The following is a 20971-nucleotide window of genomic DNA, read 5'->3' on the forward strand; positions in this document are numbered from 1 at the left end:
CGGCCGGTTGCCCGGCCGCCACCGCGTTCCTCACTAATCGTCTTCCTCGAGTTCGATGTTCAGACCGAGCGAACGGATTTCCTTGGTCAGAACGTTGAAGGACTCCGGCATGCCGGCGTGCATTTGGTGGTCGCCGTCGACGATGCTCTTGTACATCCGCGTGCGGCCGGCGACGTCATCCGACTTGACGGTGAGCATTTCCTGCAGCGTATAGGCCGCGCCATAGGCCTGCAGGGCCCAGACTTCCATCTCACCGAAGCGCTGGCCGCCGAACTGGGCCTTGCCGCCCAGCGGCTGCTGGGTGACCAGACTGTACGGCCCAGTCGAGCGAGCGTGCATCTTGTCGTCGACCAGGTGGTTGAGCTTGAGCATGTACATATAGCCCACGGTCACCGGACGGTCGAAGGTCTCGCCGGTACGGCCGTCGATCAGGTTGGCCTGGCCCGACTCGGGCAGGCCCGCCAGCTTGAGCAGCTCGCGGATCTCGTCTTCGTTGGCCCCGTCGAATACCGGCGTCGCCGTCGGCATCCCGCCGACCAGGTTATGCGCCATGGTCAGCATCTCGTCGTCGGTGAGCTGATCGACGTCTTCCTGCGTGCCCTCGTCGACATGATACGCCTTCTTAAGGAACGCGCGGATTTCACCGACCGCCTTCTGCTGCTCGAGCATTTCGCCGACGCGCAGACCGATACCGCGCGCCGCCCAGCCCAGATGGGTCTCCAGAACCTGCCCGATGTTCATGCGCGACGGCACACCCAACGGATTCAGCACGATGTCGGCCGGAGTGCCGTCTTCCAGATACGGCATGTCCTCGACCGGCACGATCTGCGAGATCACACCCTTGTTGCCGTGACGGCCGGCCATCTTGTCGCCCGGCTGCACACGACGCTTCACGGCCAGATAGACCTTGACCATCTTGAGCACGCCCGGGGCCAGTTCGTCACCCTGCGTGATCTTTTCCTTCTTCGAGGCCAGCTGGCGCTCGAAGTCGGCTTTCTGGTCCTTGAGACGCTGCGCGACCGACTCGAGCTGCGCCTGCGCCTGTTCGTCGTGCAGGCGAATATCGAACCACTTCTCGCGATCCAGGTCGTCCAGATAACTCGCGGCGATCTTGCTGTCGGCCTTCAACCGGTTCGGGCCGCCGTCGGCCACCTTGCCAAGCAGCATGCTGCGCAGGCGATCGAACAGATCGTCCTCGAAGATACGCTGCTGGTCGGCCAGGTCGCGACGGACCTCGTCCATCTCTTCTTCCTCGATGGACAGGGCGCGAGCATCCTTCTCGACGCCGTCGCGCGTGAACACGCGCACGTCGATCACGGTACCGTCCATGCCCGGCGGCACTCGCTGCGAAGAATCCTTCACGTCGGATGCCTTCTCGCCGAAGATCGCCCGCAAAAGCTTTTCCTCCGGGGTGAGCTGGGTTTCGCCCTTGGGCGTGACCTTGCCGACCAGAATATCGCCGGCCTTGACCTCGGCGCCGATGTAGGCGATGCCGGAAGCGTCCAGCTTGGACAGCGCCGACTCGTTCACGTTCGGAATATCGGAAGTGATCTCCTCCGACCCGAGCTTGGTCTCACGCGCGACACAGGTCAGTTCCTCGATGTGCACCGAGGTGAAGCGGTCTTCCTCGACCACACGCTCCGAGATCAGGATCGAGTCCTCGAAGTTGTAGCCATGCCAGGGCATGAACGCCACCAGCAGGTTCTGGCCCAGGGCCAGCTCACCCATGTCGGTGGACGGGCCGTCGGCCAGCACGTCGCCACGTTCGATGACGTCGCCCGGGGAGACCAGCGGCTTCTGGTTCAGGCACGTGTTCTGGTTCGAACGCGTGTACTTGACCATGTTGTAGATATCCACGCCCGATTCGTCGGCGGACGTCTCGGAATCGTGAACACGCACCACGACGCGCGAGGCGTCGACCTTGTCGACCACGCCGCCGCGGCGCGCGGTCACGGCGTTACCGGAGTCGATCGCCACCTTGCGCTCGATACCGGTGCCCACCAGCGGCTTGTCGGCACGCAGACACGGCACGGCCTGACGCTGCATGTTCGAGCCCATGAGCGCACGGTTGGCGTCGTCGTGCTCGATGAAGGGCACGAGCGAGGCCGCAACCGACAAGATCTGCTTGGGCGACACATCCATGTACTGGACCTTGTCCGGCCCCGACATGGTGAATTCGCCCTGATAACGACAGGACACGAGCTCGTCGGTGAACTGGCCGGTGTCGTCGACCCGGGCGTTGGCCTGGGCGATGACGTAGCGGCCTTCCTCGATCGCCGACAGATATTCGATCTCGCCGGTGGCCCGGCCGTTTTCGACCTTGCGATACGGCGTTTCCAGAAAGCCGTATTTGTTGGTCCGCGAATACACCGACAGCGAGTTGATCAGACCGATATTCGGGCCTTCCGGCGTCTCGATCGGGCAGATGCGGCCGTAGTGGGTCGGATGCACGTCACGCACTTCGAAGCCGGCGCGCTCGCGGGTCAGACCACCCGGGCCGAGGGCCGACACACGGCGCTTGTGCGTGACCTCGGACAAGGGATTGTTCTGGTCCATGAACTGCGACAGCTGCGAGGAGCCGAAGAACTCCTTGATCGCGGCGGCCACCGGCTTGGCGTTGATCAGGTCCTGCGGCATCAGGCCTTCGGATTCGGCCACCGACAGCCGCTCACGCACGGCCCGCTCGACGCGCACCAGGCCGGTGCGGAAGGCGTTTTCCGCCATCTCGCCGACCGAGCGCACGCGCCGGTTGCCGAGGTGGTCGATGTCGTCGGTCTGGCCCACGCCGTTGCGGATCGAGACCAGCTCCTTGAGCACATCAATGATGTCCTGGTTGGACAGCACCGATTCGCCCTCGGCTTCCTCGCGGCCCAGACGACGATTGAACTTCATGCGGCCGACCGCCGACAGATCGTAGCGCTCGGGATTGAAGAACAGATTGTCGAACAGGTTCTCGGCCGCATCCTTGGTCGGCGGCTCGCCCGGACGCATCATGCGATAGATCTCGACCATCGCCTCGAGTTTCGAGGTGGACGGATCCTGCATCAGCGTGCTCGAGATATAGGGGCCGTGATCGAGATCGTTGATGTACAGCGTCGGCACATCGGTGATGCCGGCGGTGCGGAACGCCTCGACCAGCTCTTCGGTGATCTCGGTATTGGCGGCGGCCAGCTCTTCACCGGTGTCGGTATCCACGATCGCCCGCGACAGCACCTTGCCGATCAGATAATCGGCCGGCACTTCCAGCTTGGAGACACCCGCATCCTCGAGCTTCTTGATGTGACGCACGGTGATCCGGCGTCCTTCCTCGACAATCACGTCATCGCCGGCCTTGATGTCGAAGGTCGCCGTTTCGCCGCGCAAACGCTCGGGCACGAGCTCCATCTCCACGCCCTGCTCGGACAGGTGGAACATCGTGGTTTCGTGGAAAATATCGAGCATCTGCTCGGTGTCGTAGCCGAGCGCGCGCAGCAGGATCGTTGCCGGCAGCTTGCGACGCCGGTCGATGCGAACGTAGACGTTGTCCTTGGGATCGAACTCGAAGTCCAGCCACGAGCCGCGATACGGAATCACGCGCGCGGAGTACAGATACTTGCCCGAGCTGTGTGTCTTGCCGCGGTCGTGATCAAAGAACACGCCCGGGCTGCGATGCAGCTGGTTGACGATGACCCGCTCGGTGCCATTGATGATGAAGGTGCCGGTATCGGTCATGAGCGGCATTTCGCCCATGTAGACTTCCTGCTCCTTGATATCCTTGACCGGTTTCGGGTTCGCCTTGCTGTCCTTGTCGTAAATGATCAGGCGAACGGTCACGCGCAGCGGCGCAGAATAGATCATGCCGCGAACACGGCACTCTTTTTCGTCGAACACCGGCTGGCCCAGCCGGTAGCTGACGTACTCGAGCGCGGCGCTGCCGGAATGGCTGGCCATCGGGAAGACCGAGCTGAAGGCGGCATGCAGCCCGGCTTCGGCGCGCTTGTCCGCATCGAGGCCCTGCTGGAGGAACTGGCGGTAGGAATCGATCTGGGTGGCCAGGAGAAACGGCATCTCCAGCACCGACGGCTGTTTAGCGAAATCCTTGCGGATTCGTTTTTTCTCGGTAAACGAGTAGGCCATGTCACTCAACCCTCTTGGTTGGACGGACCGCGAGTGGGGCACTCTCGCGGCGGGTAGCGCGAACTTGTCAAAAGCTCCAGTCTGACCCGGCCGTGGTTGCCGTCGGGTCACACTGCAGATTTCGAATGCAGCGGCAACGGGAAAAGGCCGGCAGCGTCATGCGCTACCAGCCATTTCACCAAACGCGTCAAGTTATCGTCGTGATCAACTCGCTATGCGTTTTCCCAGCCGCAGAAAAGCGGATTACTTGAGTTCCACCGTGGCGCCGGCGTCCTCGAGATCCTTCTTGATCTTGTCGGCCTCTTCCTTTTCCACACCTTCCTTCAGCGTGGCCGGAACACCTTCGACCATTTCCTTGGCTTCCTTCAGACCCAGGCCCGTGATGGCGCGAACGGCCTTAATGGCACCGACCTTGTTCTCGCCAAAGCTGGTCATCACGACGTCGAACTCGGTCTGCTCTTCTTCAGCAGCAGCCTCGCCACCGGCAGCGGCGCCCGCGGCCATGGCCACCGGTGCAGCGGCCGAAACGCCGAACTTCTCTTCCATCATTTCGACGAGCTCCACGACGTCCATTACGGACATCTCGGAGATCGCTTCGAGTACTTCTTCCTTCGTAGCAGCCATTGTATAGCTCCTGTTCAATATGTTGGGATCAACCGATCCGTTTCAACAACGGGTTTTCAGCTCGGATTATCAAGCAGCCTGCTTTTGATCGCGGACTGCTGCCATGGCACGGGCAGCCTGGGCGACCGGCTCGCGCGTCGTGCGGGCCAGCTTGTCGATGGGCGCCTTCATGACGCGCATCAGCTGGGCCAGCGCTTCGTCGCGGGTCGGCAGCTTCGCCAGACGGTCCAGCTGGTCGCCGGGCAGCAACTGCCCGTTGAACGAGACCGCCGTGACTTTCAGGGCTTCATTGGACTTGGCGAATTCGCTCATGACGCGTGCCGCCGCACCCGGATCCTCCAGCGAAAAGCCGAGAATCACCGGGCCGACGAACGCTTCACTCATGCATTCGTAGTCCGTGCCCTTGAGCGCCAGCTTGGCCAGATTGTTCTTGACCACCTTCAGATAGGCGCCGCCGTGGCGACCCTCGATCCGAAGCCGGTCCATCTGGCCCGCGGTGAGACCGCGATATTCCGCCAGAACGGCGGAATGCGCGCGGTTCGCCACATCGCTGACTTCTGCCACCATGGCCTGCTTGGCTTGAAAACTCATGGCCATAGTCATCACTCCTTACACTTGCCGACGACCATCCGCCGGCGGTGACTGAATCCGCCTAGCGACGGACCCATTCGACGACTGCGATGCCACCGGGGCGGCATCGCACACGTCATCTGCGCAGGCTGATCTATCGATCTTTAAGAACCGGACGGCCGGTTCGCCTGGCGGTCTTTGACGACGCAGCCATCTCGGAGCGGGCTGCGCTACAAAGAACGGTTGACACCCGGGTGCACGCACCCGGCCATCTCGATTACTTACGCCGCGACGCTCGAATGGTCCACGGTCAGACCGGGACCCATCGTCGTCGACAGCGACACCTTCTTGAAATAGATGCCCTTGGCATTGGCCGGCTTGGCCTTCTTCAGGTCATGGATCAGGGCCGAAAGATTTTCCACCAGGGCCTGGTTGTCGAAATCGGCCTTGCCGATGGGCGCATGAATGATACCTGCCTTGTCGGTGCGATACTGCACTTGACCGGCCTTGGCATTCTTGACCGCGGTTTCCACGTCGGCGGTGACCGTCCCCGTCTTGGGATTCGGCATCAACCCCTTCGGACCCAGGATCTGGCCCAGGCGACCGACTACCGGCATGGCATCGGGCGTAGCCACGACCATGTCGAAGTCGATCTGACCATTTTGCACCTGCTCGGCCAGGTCGTTCAGGCCGACCACATCGGCGCCGGCCGCCTTGGCCTTCTCGACATTGTCGCCCTGCGTGAACACCGCCACGCGAACGCTCTTGCCGGTGCCGTTGGGCATGACCGTCGAGCCGCGCACATTCTGATCCGACTTGCGGGCATTAACGCCGAGATTGACCGACACTTCGACCGTCTCGTTGAACCGGGTGCTGGCCAGCTTCTTCAGCAGATTCAGGGCCTCGTCGACGGGATACACCTTGACGGGATCGATCTGGTCGCGGATTGCCGCCTTGCGCTTGGACACTTTCGCCATGGCTTAGCCCTCCACCTTGATGCCCATGGAACGGGCACTGCCCGAGATGATACGGACGGCGGCCTCCATATCGGCCGCATTCAGATCCGGCCACTTGGTTTCGGCGATCTGCTCGACCTGGGCGCGGGTGACCGTCCCCACCTTGTCGCGCAGCGGATCGGCGGCACCCGAGGAAATATTCGCAGCCTTTTTCAGCAGGATGGACGCCGGCGGCGTCTTCTTGATGAAGGAAAAGCTACGATCCGAAAACACGGTAATCACGACCGGCGTCGGCAGACCCGGCTCCATGTCCTGTGTTTCGGCGTTGAAGGCCTTGCAGAATTCCATGATGTTGACGCCGTGCTGACCCAGCGCCGGACCCACGGGCGGGCTCGGGTTCGCCTTGCCGGCCGGAATCTGCAGCTTGATATATCCGGTGACTTTCTTAGCCATTGATTTACTCCTTTCAGGTACTCACGCCGCGGGGTAGGCCCGGGCTCCCTGTCATTGCGCCATGCGGCAGCGCGGCCGGATCAGGTCTTCTCGACCTGATCAAATTCCAGATCCACCGGCGTCGAACGACCAAAAATGGTCACCGCGACGCGCAGGCGGTTCTTATCGTAGTTGACTTCCTCGACCACGCCGCTGAAGTCGGCAAACGGGCCGTCGATGACACGCACTTCCTGACCCGGCTCGAACACGGTCTTCGGGCGCGGCTTGTCGACCGACTCCTCGACCCGATTGAGAATCTGGTCGGCCTCCGAGTCCGAGATCGGCGCCGGCCGATCGGCCGTGCCGCCAATGAAACCCAGTACGCGCGGCACGCTCTTCACCAGGTGCCAGGTGTCGTCGTTCATTTCCATGTGCACAAGCACGTAGCCCGGAAAGAACTTGCGCTCGGTCGTGCGGCGCTGACCGTCGCGCACCTCGACCACCTCTTCGGTCGGCACCAGCACCTCGCCGAAGTAGTCCTCCATTTCATGGCGCGCGATATAATCCTTGAGGGAATCGCGCACTTTTTTCTCGTACTGAGAGAAGGCTTGAACGACGTACCAGTGCTTGGCCATATAAACAGCTCCGCGCTCAGGCGCGCCCGGTCAACAGAGTGACGGCGTAACCGAGAACGATATCCAGCGCCCAGATGAACGCCGCAAGGATCAGAACGAACACCACGACGAGCAGCGTGGTCTGCATGGTTTCGCGGCGCGTCGGCCACACCATGCGCCGCAATTCGGTGCGCGACCCCTGGACATACGACCATGCCGTCCGGCCAAGCGCCGACTGGAAGGCGATCAGCGCCGCCACCACGACACCGGCCAGCATGCCCAGCACGCGAACCACGTCGGTGTACGCCGTGAAATAGTAGTAGCCGGCGATGCTGGCGATCAGCACCACTATGGCCAGCCATAGCAGCGCCGTGTCTAGCGCGCTTGCCGTGCGTTGTTCGGAGGTTGCCATCGACTACTCGACCGAAGACGAAAAACCGTGCGCCTAAAAGTGGCAGGCCAGGAGGGACTCGAACCCCCAACCTGCGGTTTTGGAGACCGCTGCTCTGCCAATTGAGCTACTGACCTAGACGCAAACTTTCTTCTTTACCACGAAAAAGATCGCGGATGGTACCACAGATCGCGGGCTTGGCAACTCGCACAGCCATGATACCAGACCTTGAAGCCTAATCGGCCCGCGACGCGTCACGCCGCGGGCCGATCAGGCGACAGCCTTAGCGCTAATGCCTCAGGCCGTAATTTTGGTCACGACGCCCGCACCCACGGTGCGACCGCCTTCACGAATGGCGAAGCGCAGGCCTTCTTCCATCGCAATCGGATGTATGAGCTCGACGTTCATCGTCACGTTGTCGCCCGGCATCACCATCTCGGTGTCCGCCGGCAGCTCGCAAGCGCCCGTCACGTCCGTCGTCCGGAAGTAGAACTGCGGACGATAGCCCTTGAAGAACGGCGTGTGGCGACCGCCCTCTTCCTTCTTCAGCACGTACACTTCGCATTCGAAGTTGGTGTGCGGCGTGATCGAGCCCGGCTTGGCCAGCACCTGGCCACGCTCGATGTCTTCGCGCTTGGTGCCGCGCAGCAGCGCGCCGATGTTGTCACCCGCCTGACCCTGGTCCAGCAGCTTGCGGAACATCTCGACGCCGGTGACGGTGGTCTTGGTCGTGGGGTTGATACCCACGATTTCGATGTCGTCACCCACGTTGATCACGCCGCGCTCGACACGACCGGTGGCGACCGTGCCACGACCGGAGATCGAGAAGACGTCCTCGACCGGCATCAGGAAGGCGCCGTCCACGGCACGCTCGGGGTCGGGAATGAATTCGTCCATGGCCCGCACGAGCTTGGCGATCGATTCCGATCCGTGCTCGCCTTCGTCGCCTTCCAGTGCCTTGAGCGCACTGCCGACAATCACCGGGGTGTCGTCGCCCGGGAAGTCGTAGGCGTCCAGCAGTTCGCGGACTTCCATTTCCACCAGCTCGAGCAGCTCTTCGTCGTCCACCATGTCGGCCTTGTTCAGGTACACGACGATGAACGGCACGCCCACCTGGCGCGCCAGCAGAATGTGCTCGCGCGTCTGCGGCATGGGGCCGTCGGCCGCCGACACGACCAGGATCGCGCCGTCCATCTGCGCAGCACCCGTGATCATGTTCTTGACGTAGTCCGCATGCCCCGGGCAGTCCACGTGCGCATAGTGACGCGCTTCGCTCTCGTACTCGACGTGCGAGGTGGAGATCGTGATGCCACGCGCCTTTTCTTCCGGCGCCTTGTCGATGGCATCAAACGCCGACAGCTCTGAACCGAACAACCGGTTCGACACCACCGTCAGCGCGGCCGTCAGCGTCGTCTTACCATGGTCCACGTGACCAATCGTGCCGACGTTGACGTGCGGCTTGTTACGCTCGAATTTTGATTTGGACATTGCCTCGCCTTTCGCCGTTGGGCCTGCGTATATCAACCGAGACGCGCACAGTTCGTAGAACTGACGCCTCGACACCAAAACGCGGGCGATGCACACCCGCCTGACTTGGAGCCCATGACCGGAGTTGAACCGGTGACCTCATCCTTACCAAGGATGTGCTCTACCTCTGAGCTACATGGGCTAAGCAAATTGTCACCCAGGACGCCGCATTGCGACCTGGAGCGGGCGACCGGAATCGAACCGGCATCATCAGCTTGGAAGGCTGAGGTTCTACCGTTGAACTACGCCCGCACGCTCAACGCCGACAAACTCTCGCCAATCACTGCGCGCAATGCAAGCGCAGACAATCGACGCTGGCTCGATCCGATACGATCGAAGCCGGGCACGCCGACTTCGAAGCGCAAGGCCCCGACACCGCACCGCGGATTCGAAGCCTGAACTGCTCACCTGATGGCGGAAGGAGGATGACTCGCCGCTTCGCGTCTCGCCCTTCGGGCCGGCGTCGCTTCGCTCCGCCGTTCTCGCGCTGCGCGCTCGTCGAACCTCTCGGTTCGAACCCTCCTCGGTCCCAGTCCCGCGTCGCCGCGGGCCACCAGTTGTTGCTTACTCTTTCCTTTGTTCGGTTGGTGGAGGGAGGAGGATTATTCGCGGCTTCGCCGCTCACCCTTCGGGCCGGTCGCGTGCCGCGACCGTTCTCGGTCGCTTCGCGCCCTCGTCGAACCTCTATCGGTTCGAACCCTCCTCGGTCTAACTCCGTGCCAACCAGATGTCTGTGTTGTCGTTACCTGCGTCGATATTCAAATGGTGGAGGGAGGAGGATTCGAACCTCCGAAGGCTGAGCCGACAGATTTACAGTCTGTTCCCTTTGACCGCTTGGGTATCCCTCCACGAGAGCCGCGCATTGTTGTGAATCCAGACACGGTTGTCAACCGCGAATTTGTCACCCGCCCGCGCGTGGCCGGCACACCGCGTTCACGCATTTCACCGACGCGACAGGCCCTAGGCGCATATGCGCTCGGGCGCGTGGCTAGTAGTAGATATTGAAAGCGGCCTGCGGTGTGACCGCGTCCCCCGTATTACGGCCGGCAACCACCACGTCAGCGCCGACAATGACACCGTAATGGCTGTTCCAGTTGTATTCGATGGCCGGCGCGACATCGACTGCCTCGCTGGCATTGGCATTCGTGTTGACGGCGGTCACGAGCCCATTGCTGGCCTGAACCCCGCGCACCGAATTACCTCCGGAATGGCTGTAAATGACGTCCACGGCCGGCGCCCAATGGCGCGTCATGCTGTACTCGAAGGCCAGATCGGCGGAAAACGTGTTGCCGGCATCAACCGTGCCGTTGAAGCCGCGGCCGGTACCGTAGACGCTGACGCCGTTCACCGAGGCGTTGTCATCGGGAATGGTGTAGGTCAGATCGAGGCGAGAGCGCAGAATCCGCCCGTTCGGCATCCAGAAATAATCCTGGGTGAACAAACCGAGAGTGCTGGTCAGAAGGCCGCTGCCCAGCCCGTTCGCCGGATGGTCGCCCAACCCATCGTACTTACCGGTCGGAAAGACTTCCGAGAACGCCAGCGCCGTGGTCGGCAACCAGCTGCCTTCGTGAAAAGCGTGCAACATGTACTGGAAGCGCAGCTTGGTGTCACCAAGCCTCACCCCCTGACTATCAGCGCCATTCTCGACCACGTTGTAGCCGAACTCCGGCAGCACGGCGACCAATAGCCTGTTGGTCAGGCCGTATTCCAGCAGTGAGACCGAGCGCAGCGCATGAACGTTCGGCGTGTTGTGGCTGTGCCAGTTATCGTCGTAGTGGCCGTGCTGAATTGAATCCAGCACATAGGGCTCTATATCCCAGTGCCCTTGCGGCAGCGAGGTCGCGTTGGGCGCCGCGAGCGGCCCAGTGAACAAGGCGTCGCCGAGCGATTGACGCGAGGCGCCGGCGGCCATCGCGCCAGCGCTCGCCTGCGCCAGCGTCAACGCGAGGCCCGCACAGATAGCGGCGCGATTGATGGTTCTCCTCGACATGGAGTTCACCTCTTTTTAGTTGATGCTTTTTAGCTGATGTTTTGTCTGCGGGGAACCGCCAAAGCGGCGCCGGACGGCGCCGCTTGAGTCATCGGGCCGAACGCCACCGGGGCGGCCCGCAAGAATAGCGGCGCCGCCTCGCCGGAGGCGCCGCTCATGCGTCGCACACGGCGACTACGGCAGCGAGGGCGCGTTCTCGCCGGGATTGTCTTCCAGAATGCGAGCAATCGCGCGCTCGGTCTCGGCCGGCGACAACGAGGTCTTGTAGGCAATCGCAAGAACCACGAGGCTCCAGATCGCAATCAGGATCAGTTCGACAACGAACGGCAGCACACCCGCTCCACCGCCGATACCGCCCAATGCCGAGAGCACCCACATGCCGCCGAACCAGGGCAGCAGCCACGAGATATAACGCCAGCCGAACTCCTCGGCCGGCATCCGCGCGACCAGATGGTAGTACAGCGCATAGATCACGAAACCGACAGCGATCAGGATGAACAACACCGAGTTGGTATAGAAGCCGGCCCAGTAGATGATCCAGTTACTCAGGATGAAGGTGATCGGCGCCAGTACTTTCGCCCCGGCCAGCTTGAACGGACGCTCGGCGTTAGGCGCATTGCGGCGCAGACACAGCAACACGACCGGCCCGATGCCGTAGGTGAGCACGGTGATCGAGGTAATGTACTCGACCATCTTCTGCCACGCCGGGAACGGCAGCAGGAACAGACAGCCCACGATCCACATCACCAGCACGCCGACCCACGGCACGCCCTGCGGGCTCAGCTTGGCCAGCCCCTTGGGCCCGGTGTCGAGCTGGCCGTTGGCCAGCAGGATGCGCGAGCCGCCGGTCATGTACATCAGGCCGGTGCCGCCGGGCGAAACATAGGCGTCGACGTAGAGGATGGTCGCCAGCCAGGTCATGCCGAGACCGGCCGCCAGACCCGCGAACGGGCCGAGATCGCCAGCGAACGACAGCGTGGCCCAGCCGCCCGTCAGCTGGTCCGGGGACAACGCCATGATGAAGGCGATCTGCAGGCCAACATAGACCACGCTGGCCAGCACCACCGAGCCGATTACCGCAAACGGCATGTTGCGATGCGGATCACTGCTCTCGCCGGCCAACTCGATCGCCGTGCGAAAGCCGAGGAAGCTGAACACAATGCCGGCGGCCGGCAGCGCGGTGAAGATACCCGATATCTGATAGCTGTGCGGCGCGGCATGCATGTTCTCGGGATGCCAGGCCACCACGATCAGCCCGATGATCGTCGCCACCGGCACAGCGATTTTCCACCAGGTGATCGCGGAGTTGACCTGCAACAGCTTTCGAATCGCCAGCAGATTCAGCAACGCGAATATGCCCAGCAGCACCACCGACACGAAAAATCCGGCGACGGTCAGCACGCCCTTGTCGGGGCTGACCAGGAACGGCAGATAGTTGTTGGCATAGGTGACCACGGCTTCCGCCTCGACCGCCGGCATCGCGACGTAGGCCAGAAAGAGCATCCAGCTCCAGATCCGTCCGAGACCGTCGCCATGGCTGGCATGGCTGATGTGCACCAGCGCGCCACTGCGCGGGAACATCGTCGCCAGCTCGGCGAAACAGAACGCCAGCATCATGATGATGATGGCGCCGATTACCCAGCTGAGAATGCTCCAAGGGCCGGCCAGCTTGGCCGCATGATAGGCACCGAACAGCCATCCCGAACCGATCATGCTGGTCGTGCTGGCAAACAGCAGCCCGATCGGTCCGGCGTGGCGCTTGAGCTGCCCGCCCGATTGAGATGAGGCCATGACATGTCCCCCTTTGTTATCTGCGTGTATTGATGTGGATATCGATCAGCGCGCGCCGGACAGGCGACGCGACGTCGGCGGAACGCCGATGGGGGGCGGACTTGCGAAAATCGCGCCAACCCGATCGCGGTTCAAACACCACACATGCACCGCCCGCCGCGACAGCAACACCGTCTCTGGCTGACAACGCGACCGAGTGCCGCAAGGCATGCGGTCTGCGTAAGCCCTGAATAATGCACCAAAACTAAGCAGTGCACGAGAGGAGGGTGGAGCCCGCGACCGGAGTCGAACCGATGACCTGCTGTTTACAAGACAGCTGCTCTACCAACTGAGCTACGCGGGCGAAAAGACAGTGCACGCTTATTCTGACGGCTCATGAGGCGCCTGGCTACCCGGGCGCTTCATGCGGGAACGGAACCGGCCCGAAGGCAAACGGGCCGCAGCGTTGGCCCGACTTCGGTGTCTAGTCTTTTCGTCGAATATACCGCCTCGTCCAGCATCAGAACGCCCCCGGGCGCAGCCTGATGCCGCCCGTACAGACGGCCGGCTGCTGGCCATCGGTGTCGCCCCGCAGGCCGCCATCCTCGGCGATCCCGCGCGTGATCGCCGGGGTCCGGCGCTCGTTTGCCACCCGGCGCATCGCCGGGCCGGCAACGCGATCATGGCGCGGCCGGTACACGATCCATCCGACGCGTCCCGGCTTGATCGATCACTCACCTCACCCGGGGCCCGATATCGTGATGCCCCGGGACGAGGCGAGCGCCTACCAGGCCAGCGACGCGCGCATCCCCACCACAGTGGCATTGTCGACAGCCCGGTCCACCCCCGGATTGATGATGTACTGAACGTCCGGCTGCACCGTCAGGTAGTGGTTGATCGGTGCCTGGTAGGTCAGCTCGACGGCCGTTTCGGCCCGGTCGCTGTGCGGTGTCGCCTGTCGAAAGACCCGCGACACATGGGCCCGCGCAACGGCCAAACCGAGCACATCGTTCGGCCGCCGGCGCAGCAGGCCGGTGACATCGAATCCGCCGCCGAGATAGCGATCCAGCGGATTCCGATCACTCTCGGCGCCGCCGATCTGGGCAAACGCATCCAGTTTCGGGGTATTCGCCCCTCCGAGCAGCCGCTGCTGACCAATGACATAGAAACCGTGATCGCGATCGCGCGCCCGGCCAGCGGGGTCATTGTACTTGCTGGTCTGGTACCAGCCGCCGACCGCCAGCTTGTAGGGCTTGCCGCCGTTGCCGGAAATACCAGCCTCCACGGACGAAAAAACACCGTCTCCCGAGCGGAAAGCAATGTGCGTACCCGCCGGATGGCCGGGCAGGCCCGGCACCCCGTCGAACACACTGCCCATCACATAGGCGCCGCCGGAAGACTGCCAGCGCACCACCGCCCCCACGGCCGTGGTCGGATACTGGGACACATTCGATATCGCGGTGGTGGCGTCCAGACCGAACGAACTGTTGATGAACACCCCGGCCGCATCCAGCGTGTCGAACAGCGCGTTCCAATCCTGCAGACCGAGCCGAACCATGACGCCCGAGTCGCCAAAATCATGTTGATACCAGGCGGAATACAACTTGGTCGTATTGCGGGCCTCAATGTTGTCGAGCCCCTGCAGATCACCGACATCGTTTGAAATCGAACTGCCGAAGGTGCCCAGATAATCGAAAAAGAACCGGTTATCGGCCGAGCCACCCCAGAGGCGACCGTCGATGCCGGCACTCAGGTTGATCGCGCCCGGCGCGGCAGTGCCATGACGCATCCCCCCGCCGACGTCGCTGAACAGGTCCTGGCTGTAGGTGGCACCGAGATCGACCCCCGGAGCGACGGTTGCCGCCAGCGCGCACGGGGCGACGGCGGCGCCCGCCGCACAGCACGCCATGAGGCGCATGCTTTTCCGCGAAAAAACGTTCAAGAGATCATTCCCCCAATTTCCAAATGAGACGCATTAACAAAAGGTATAGTCCATGACTCCGGAATCGCCGTCGGCGCTGGCGGTATAAGGCAAAACCGGCCCGGGACATGCAACCAGAGTATATGCAAATGATTATCATTTGCAATAAAGGTGATCGAAGCGGGCGTCACGCCTGTCTGTCGGCCTTCCACGCAAGGCAGCCCGCCGCCGGGCCGGCCACCCCGTCATCGGCCGATCGGGACGACCACAGCCCGGGCGGAATCGCATGGCTGGCGGCGCCGCGAAAACGGCGACACCGGCGGCCGCGGGGCAATCGCGGCGAGCCGGTACAACGGTGGCAGCGCCGACGACAACCACCGGCCGTGGTTACCGGCCATGGCGCGTGAACCACGGCACTCGCGACGAGTGCCTTCAGGGTTACACTGGTCGCAGACTGACATCCCCGGAGTAAACGGCCTGACAGCGACCGTCGATCTCCACCATGAGGCTGCCGTCGGCGCCAATGCCGCGGGCCACGCCACGACGCCGCTGGCGCGCATCGATCAGATCCACCGTTTGCCCCAGCACCCGATCGAATGTGCGCCAGCGCGCGGCGAACGGCGCAAAACCGGCCCGCTCGAACTCATCCAGCGCGCCCAGTATCGCCTCCAGACAACGGCCGGCGACAACACTGCGGGGCGGCGCATCCCGCAGGTGATCGACCAGTCGCGTCCAGGGCTGGCCAATGCGCTCGGATTCGCCGCGCGGCATGGCGATGTTGAGGCCGACGCCGATGACCAAGCGCGCACTGCCCCCGGCCTCGGCGCGCGCTTCGGTGAGAATACCGCCGACCTTGTCGCGCCCGATCCATAGATCGTTGGGCCATTTCAGCCCGGCGTCCTCGACCCCGAGCGCCTGCAAGACCTCGGCGATCGCAACCCCCACCCCGAGACTGAGTGTCGCGACCGGCGAGCGCGGCGCGGCCAGATCGTAGCCCACCGACAGGTGCAGATTGCTGCCAAACGGCGACACCCAGGGCCGCCCGGCGCGCCCACGCCCGGCGGTCTGGCGCTCGGCCAGACAGGCCCGGGTCGCGCCGTCGCCATAGGCCGCCAGCACGCTATTGGTCGAATCCACGCTCTGACGCAGGATCAGTTGATCGAGCATGCCGCCATGCTGCGGCGACAGCTGCGCGCGCACGGTGTCCGCATCCAGCAGATCCATCCCGCCGGCGAGCCGGTAGCCCTTGCCCGAAACCGCATAGACATCCAACCCGCCCCGGCGCAACCGTGCGATGCGCGCCGACACGGCGGAGCGCGTCACACCCAGCCGCGACGCCAGCGCCGGACCCGAAATCCAGCCGCCGCCGGCCAGTGCGGCGATCAATGGATCGGCCGGCTCGACCTCGTCGCTCTGGGCGCCCGCGCCGCTCACCGCCGCCGACGCCAGATCCGTGCGCGCTCGAAGCGGTTTTCGGTGCCGGCGCGCATGCGCGCAATATTGCTCCGATGCGTGTAGATGATGATCAGACTGGCCGCGATCACGAACACATGCCCGGCCGGCGGCACCGCCGGCACAAAGAAACTGGCCAGGGCGACGGCGAGCATGCCGACAATCGTGGCCAGGCCGACGAAGCCCGAGGCCACGAGCACGGCCACCCATACCGCCGCGCCGAACAGCAGTGAGCCGGGCAGCAGCACCGCCAGCACCCCGATGCAGGTGGCCGCCCCCTTGCCGCCGCGAAAGCCGTAGAACACCGGGTAGACGTGGCCGAGAATGGCCATGATGCCGCACACGAACGGCCACGGACCCAGCGTGTGCAACAGGATCGGCACGAAGCCCGCGGCGACCGCGCCCTTGACGATGTCGAACACCAGCACCGCCAGCCCATAGCCGCGCCCGCCGGCGCGCAGTGCATTGGTGGCACCGGCATTGCCGCTGCCGCTGGAACGCAGATCAGCCTGATCGAACAATGGCCCGAGCAGCAGGCTGCCGGACAACGAGCCGATGAGGTAGGCCGCGCTCACGGCCACGATGATCAAAATAAGTTGCATGAATTCACCCCAGGTTCGTGTTCTGCGACACGTCACTTTTCTCCGCGGCGGCACGACGACCGTAAAGCCGGTCGATTTCGCGAGCATAACAGCGCGCCACCCGTCGACGCCGGATCTTGTCGGTGGCCGAGAGCAGGCCATTATCCTGCGTCCAGCGATCGGTGGTGACCGCGACCCGCCGGATCTGGGCGTGGGCCGGGAAGCCGGCGGTCAGCTTGGCCAATCGATCGATGAAGTAATTCTCCAGCCGCGAACTGTGCAGGCTGGCCGCCAGGCCCGGATCGAGCCCCAACCGACGCATGATCGGCACCAATCGATGGGCCGGACAGCTCACCACCGCCGCCAGCACCGGCCGCGCCTCGCCTACCACGATGGCGCGGGCGATCAGGGGGTCGAGGCGCAGCGTGTCTTCGATCGGCTCGGGCGAGGCTTTCTCGCCCGAAGTCATCACAATGATCTCCTTCATCCGGCCGGTAAGATACAAGCGCTTCTTGTCCAGCCGGCTGACCTTGTCGCCGGTATGCAGCCAGCCGCCCGCGGCCAACACCCGGGCGGTCGATTCCTCGTCGTTCCAGTAGCCGCGCATCACGCCCGGCGAACGCACCAGCAGCTCGTTGTCCGGCCCGATCTTGGTGGCCACACCATCGATCACCAGGCCGACGCTGTCGAGTTCGTTGTCGTCGACCCGGTTAACGCTGACCACCGGGCCAGCCTCGGTCAGACCGTAGCCCTGCAGAATCGGCAGCCCGAGCCCCACCAGCGTGCGCGCCACCGGGTAGGGCAACGCCGCCGCTCCGGATACCGCGACCTGCATCTGGGCGCCGAACAGGCGCAGACAACGCCGGGCGACGAAATAACGCAGCAACGGCCAGATCAGGTGCGACAGCCGGAAGCCGGCGCGGCCCTGTTCGCGCTCGAACACGCTCTCGCCGATATTGATGGTGGCCACGACCAGACGGCGCACGATGCGCGGGCGACGCGCCATCCAGCGGGTCAGCTCCACGTAGAACCGCTCGTAGACACGCGGCACGCCGATCAACGTAGTCACCGGTTCGCGCGCCAGCGTCAGGCCGAGGAAGCGCGGATGCCGGCAGAACACGATGCGCGCCCCCACGATCATCGCCCGGTAGGCGTCCACCACGCGCTCGTAGCTGTGCGCCAGGGGCACGTAGGACAAAGCGCATTCGGCGTCGATCGCCGGCAGCGCATCGGCCACGCTCTGCGCATTGGACAGCAGATTGGCATGGGTCAGCATCGCGCCCTTCGCCCGGCCCTGCGACCCCGAAGTATAGATCAGGCTCGCCAGATCCTCCGGGGCCGGCGGCTCGACGCGCGGATCGGGGCGGTCGCGGGCCGCGGTCAGGGCGTCCTCGGCCGAGACCAGCCGGGCCTCGCCGGCCCGCTCGCCGGTGAACACGAAGGCATGGGTCAACGTCTCACAGCCCTGCTGATCGAAAATACGCCGAACCCAGCGCGACTTGACCGCCACCATGACCTTCGCCCCGCTGTCGGCGACGAGATGGGCGTTGCTGGCCGGCGTATCGGCACAGAACAGGCCCACCGTGATCGCCCCCAGGCTCATCGCGGCCTGCTCCACGCACAGCCACTCGGGTGAATTGCGCAGCATGATCGCCACACGATCGCCACGGCCCACGCCGTGCGCATGCAATACCCGCCGCCAGGCGGCCACGCGCTGGGCCGCCTGGCGCCAGCTCAGATCACGCCAGACATGCGTGCGCGGCGAGTAGAACCGATAGGCGATCGCATCGGGCGTGGCCGCCACGCGCGCATCGAACATCTCGCACAGCGTGGCCGGGCCGTCGCGGTCCAGCCAATGCGCCGGCCGACGCTCAGCTGTCGCCGGGCTCACGATGCAGCCAAGCCGCGCGGCGGGCGTGGGCGGCCTCGTCGGCGGTTTTATCGATGGACAGATGCCATTCCGGCGCGGCATCGCCGGCAAGTGCCATCTCGCGAACCAGGAGCTGATCGCCCCGGAACAGATGCACGCGCAAGGCCGCGCCGGCCGGGTAACGGGCCAGCTGGCGCGCGAGCTCACGCCCGACCTCGATCCCGTCGAAGGCGATCAGGCGATCGCCCGGCGAAATGCCGGCGGCCTGGGCCGGGCCATTGTCCAGCACATGCATGATGCGCGCCGGGCCCTCGGAAAGAATGAGCCCCATGCGCCCACGCACGATCGAGGCGTCGTCGGTGGCCGGCTCGGCCAGGGCGCGAATGCCGAAATCGCCGAGATAATCGGCCCACGGCGCATCGGCCGTCGTCTGCAGATGAAAATCGAAGAAATCGACCAGATCCAGCCCCGACACCTCCGCGGCCAGACTCGCCAACGCGTTCTCGGGCACCGGACGGTCGTCGCGACCATAGCGCTGCCAGGCGGCCTGCATGACCGTATCCAGCGAAACCCGGCCTTCGGTTTCCAGACGAATCTTGAGATCCAGGCCAAGCGCCAGCTGCGCGCCCTTGCCGTAATAACTCACCACGGCATTGGGCGTGTTCTCGTCCGGCCTGTAAAACTTCAACCAGGCGTCGAACGATGACTGCGCCAGGCTCTGCCGGTGCCGCCCCGGCGTGCGCTCGATGCGCGTGGCGAGCTTGGCCAGCCGATCCAGATAACCCTGCTCGTTGATCACCCCGGCACGTACCAGACCGAGATCATCGTAGTACGACGTCACCCCCTCGTAGGCCCAGAGATCGCGGAAATAGGCTTCCCCTGTGAGATCGGACCCGGCCACCGCGGCCGGCCGGATGCGCTTGACGTTCCACAGATGAAAATACTCGTGGCTCGCCAGACCGAGCAGATTCTCGTAGGCCGGGTCGCGCTTGCCGGTCGACGCCACACGGGCCGCGCTGGGCAATGCATTGCGCGGGACCTGCAACACGCTGGAATCGCGATGCTCCAGCCCGCCGAAACCGGCATCGGTGACCTGCGCCAGAAACAGATAGCGCTCGGCAGGCAACTCGTCGAATACATCGGCCTGCGCATTGCAGACCGCGGCGAGATCGATCGCCAACTGGCGCGTATCCGCATCGTGCGCGCCCAGCAACACGAAGGCGTGCGCTACCCCGCGCACGCGGTAGGGCACGGTCTCGATCGCCTCGCCCATGGCGACCGGCTGATCGATCAGATCCCAGTAGTTCGCGGCCTGATAGTGGCCGAATCTGCGTTCATCGACCTCGGCCGGCTGCAGCGTGGTCACCAGCGACCAGTCGTAGCGCGCGGGCGGGCGCGCCAGATGCACCTTGACCGGCGCATGTTCGTGTCCGGCCGGACGCAGCGCCAGCGAGCTGAAATTGATGAACCCCCGCATGTCGTCCAGGTAGGCCGCGCGCACCGAGGCATCCCGGGCATAGAACTCACAGGTCACGCAGACCCGTTCGACCGCTTCGGCGAGCTGCCAGCTCGAGCGATCAAGTGCTACCACGGCGATCGGCCGACCGTCGGCCGCGTCGACGGCTTCGATGGCCAGCAGATGGCGAGCGAAATCGCGGATCAGGTAGCTGCCGGGAATCCAGGTCGGCAGATGCAGGGTCGGCGCCTCGGCCGCCGCCATGCTCAACTGCAGCGTCACGCGCAGACGATGCGCCGCCGGATCCACCGGCGTCACGATGTAGTTCAGTGTCGACATGCTTGGGCTTCAGGCGCCTCCCCGACCGGCGCGGTATCGAACTCGGTTAGTGTACGGGCTCAAAGCGCGGCTGCCCACGCGGGCCTGTTGCCGTTTCGTACACGTGCCGCGTTGGAGACCGCAAATCGTGTCCGGCAAGGCGCGAGTCGCCGATCGTGGCGCGCCACGATCAAGACTTGCAACGCCGCCGGGCGCCCATCGTCAATTTTTTGGGCGGCCCAACCCTTCGGGACAAGCGCCCAACATATCAACAATACGACGGCAATCCAGCGTTGTAGCTCTCTCACGTAGAACCACTACGCCACGTTCGCTACGCCTCGTCTTGCCGCAAAACAGCGCTTGGCGCGGACGCGGACGAAACG

At 64.0% G+C, this 20971-nt stretch carries 16 protein-coding genes, 5 tRNA genes and 2 other RNA genes; all 23 read right to left on the bottom strand.

Features of this window, described 5'->3' with window-relative positions:
* Nucleotides 1-33: 33 nt before the first annotated feature.
* Nucleotides 34-4116 carry a DNA-directed RNA polymerase subunit beta gene (gene rpoB / locus SALB1_RS03135; protein WP_109992534.1) on the bottom strand — a complete coding sequence of 1361 codons (4083 nt, stop codon included), beginning with the start codon at nt 4114-4116 and terminating at the stop codon, nt 34-36.
* Nucleotides 4117-4359: 243 nt separating this feature from the next.
* Complete coding sequence (gene rplL / locus SALB1_RS03140; RefSeq protein WP_109992535.1) at nt 4360-4740, bottom strand: 50S ribosomal protein L7/L12; 381 nt, start codon at nt 4738-4740, stop codon at nt 4360-4362.
* Nucleotides 4741-4809: 69 nt separating this feature from the next.
* The gene (gene rplJ, locus SALB1_RS03145) at nt 4810-5331 is read right to left on the bottom strand and encodes a 50S ribosomal protein L10 (protein WP_179950725.1); all 522 of its coding nucleotides are present in this window, start codon (nt 5329-5331) and stop codon (nt 4810-4812) included.
* A gap of 260 nt (nt 5332-5591) precedes the next feature.
* Complete coding sequence (rplA, locus tag SALB1_RS03150; protein ID WP_109992537.1) at nt 5592-6287, bottom strand: 50S ribosomal protein L1; 696 nt, start codon at nt 6285-6287, stop codon at nt 5592-5594.
* 3 nt (nt 6288-6290) lie between these two features.
* Nucleotides 6291-6719 (bottom strand): 50S ribosomal protein L11, encoded by a 429-nt coding sequence (rplK, locus tag SALB1_RS03155; protein ID WP_109992538.1) that lies wholly within the window; start codon nt 6717-6719, stop codon nt 6291-6293.
* An 80-nt stretch (nt 6720-6799) separates the two neighbouring features.
* Nucleotides 6800-7333 (bottom strand): transcription termination/antitermination protein NusG, encoded by a 534-nt coding sequence (gene nusG, locus SALB1_RS03160; RefSeq protein ID WP_109992539.1) that lies wholly within the window; start codon nt 7331-7333, stop codon nt 6800-6802.
* 16 nt (nt 7334-7349) lie between these two features.
* Nucleotides 7350-7724 (bottom strand): preprotein translocase subunit SecE, encoded by a 375-nt coding sequence (secE, locus tag SALB1_RS03165; RefSeq protein WP_109992540.1) that lies wholly within the window; start codon nt 7722-7724, stop codon nt 7350-7352.
* A gap of 40 nt (nt 7725-7764) precedes the next feature.
* Nucleotides 7765-7840: transfer RNA gene (locus tag SALB1_RS03170), tRNA-Trp, on the bottom strand.
* 160 nt (nt 7841-8000) lie between these two features.
* Nucleotides 8001-9191 carry an elongation factor Tu gene (gene tuf / locus SALB1_RS03175; protein ID WP_109992530.1) on the bottom strand — a complete coding sequence of 397 codons (1191 nt, stop codon included), beginning with the start codon at nt 9189-9191 and terminating at the stop codon, nt 8001-8003.
* Between the two features lie 106 nt (nt 9192-9297).
* Nucleotides 9298-9372 (bottom strand) — tRNA-Thr (locus SALB1_RS03180).
* Nucleotides 9373-9408: 36 nt separating this feature from the next.
* Nucleotides 9409-9482 (bottom strand) — tRNA-Gly (locus SALB1_RS03185).
* A gap of 157 nt (nt 9483-9639) precedes the next feature.
* Nucleotides 9640-9769, bottom strand: a non-coding RNA gene (locus SALB1_RS03190) — RtT sRNA.
* 46 nt (nt 9770-9815) lie between these two features.
* Nucleotides 9816-9949: non-coding RNA, RtT sRNA (locus tag SALB1_RS03195), on the bottom strand.
* A gap of 44 nt (nt 9950-9993) precedes the next feature.
* Nucleotides 9994-10078 (bottom strand) — tRNA-Tyr (locus tag SALB1_RS03200).
* A 140-nt stretch (nt 10079-10218) separates the two neighbouring features.
* Complete coding sequence (locus SALB1_RS03205) at nt 10219-11220, bottom strand: transporter (RefSeq protein WP_145961220.1); 1002 nt, start codon at nt 11218-11220, stop codon at nt 10219-10221.
* A gap of 174 nt (nt 11221-11394) precedes the next feature.
* A complete protein-coding gene (locus SALB1_RS03210) occupies nt 11395-13011 on the bottom strand; it encodes an APC family permease (RefSeq protein WP_109992542.1) in 1617 nt (538 codons plus the stop codon).
* Between the two features lie 267 nt (nt 13012-13278).
* Nucleotides 13279-13354, bottom strand: a tRNA-Thr gene (locus SALB1_RS03215).
* A gap of 156 nt (nt 13355-13510) precedes the next feature.
* Nucleotides 13511-13690 (bottom strand): hypothetical protein, encoded by a 180-nt coding sequence (locus tag SALB1_RS03220; RefSeq protein WP_109992543.1) that lies wholly within the window; start codon nt 13688-13690, stop codon nt 13511-13513.
* Nucleotides 13691-13774: 84 nt separating this feature from the next.
* A complete protein-coding gene (locus tag SALB1_RS03225; RefSeq protein ID WP_145961221.1) occupies nt 13775-14932 on the bottom strand; it encodes a carbohydrate porin in 1158 nt (385 codons plus the stop codon).
* A 417-nt stretch (nt 14933-15349) separates the two neighbouring features.
* Nucleotides 15350-16345, bottom strand: coding sequence for a biotin--[acetyl-CoA-carboxylase] ligase (locus SALB1_RS03230; RefSeq protein WP_158590595.1), 996 nt, complete (start codon nt 16343-16345; stop codon nt 15350-15352).
* A complete protein-coding gene (gene plsY, locus SALB1_RS03235; protein ID WP_158590596.1) occupies nt 16342-16965 on the bottom strand; it encodes a glycerol-3-phosphate 1-O-acyltransferase PlsY in 624 nt (207 codons plus the stop codon). Before plsY ends, SALB1_RS03230 begins: the two co-directional genes overlap by 4 nt.
* A 4-nt stretch (nt 16966-16969) precedes the next feature.
* Nucleotides 16970-18835 (bottom strand): long-chain fatty acid--CoA ligase, encoded by a 1866-nt coding sequence (locus SALB1_RS03240; RefSeq protein WP_158590597.1) that lies wholly within the window; start codon nt 18833-18835, stop codon nt 16970-16972.
* The gene (locus SALB1_RS03245; protein ID WP_109992548.1) at nt 18816-20609 is read right to left on the bottom strand and encodes a M61 family metallopeptidase; all 1794 of its coding nucleotides are present in this window, start codon (nt 20607-20609) and stop codon (nt 18816-18818) included. The genes SALB1_RS03240 and SALB1_RS03245 overlap by 20 nt, the downstream gene beginning before the upstream one ends.
* Nucleotides 20610-20971 lie beyond the last annotated feature (362 nt).

It is taken from the genome of Salinisphaera sp. LB1 (genome assembly GCF_003177035.1).
Taxonomy (GTDB): domain Bacteria; phylum Pseudomonadota; class Gammaproteobacteria; order Nevskiales; family Salinisphaeraceae; genus Salinisphaera.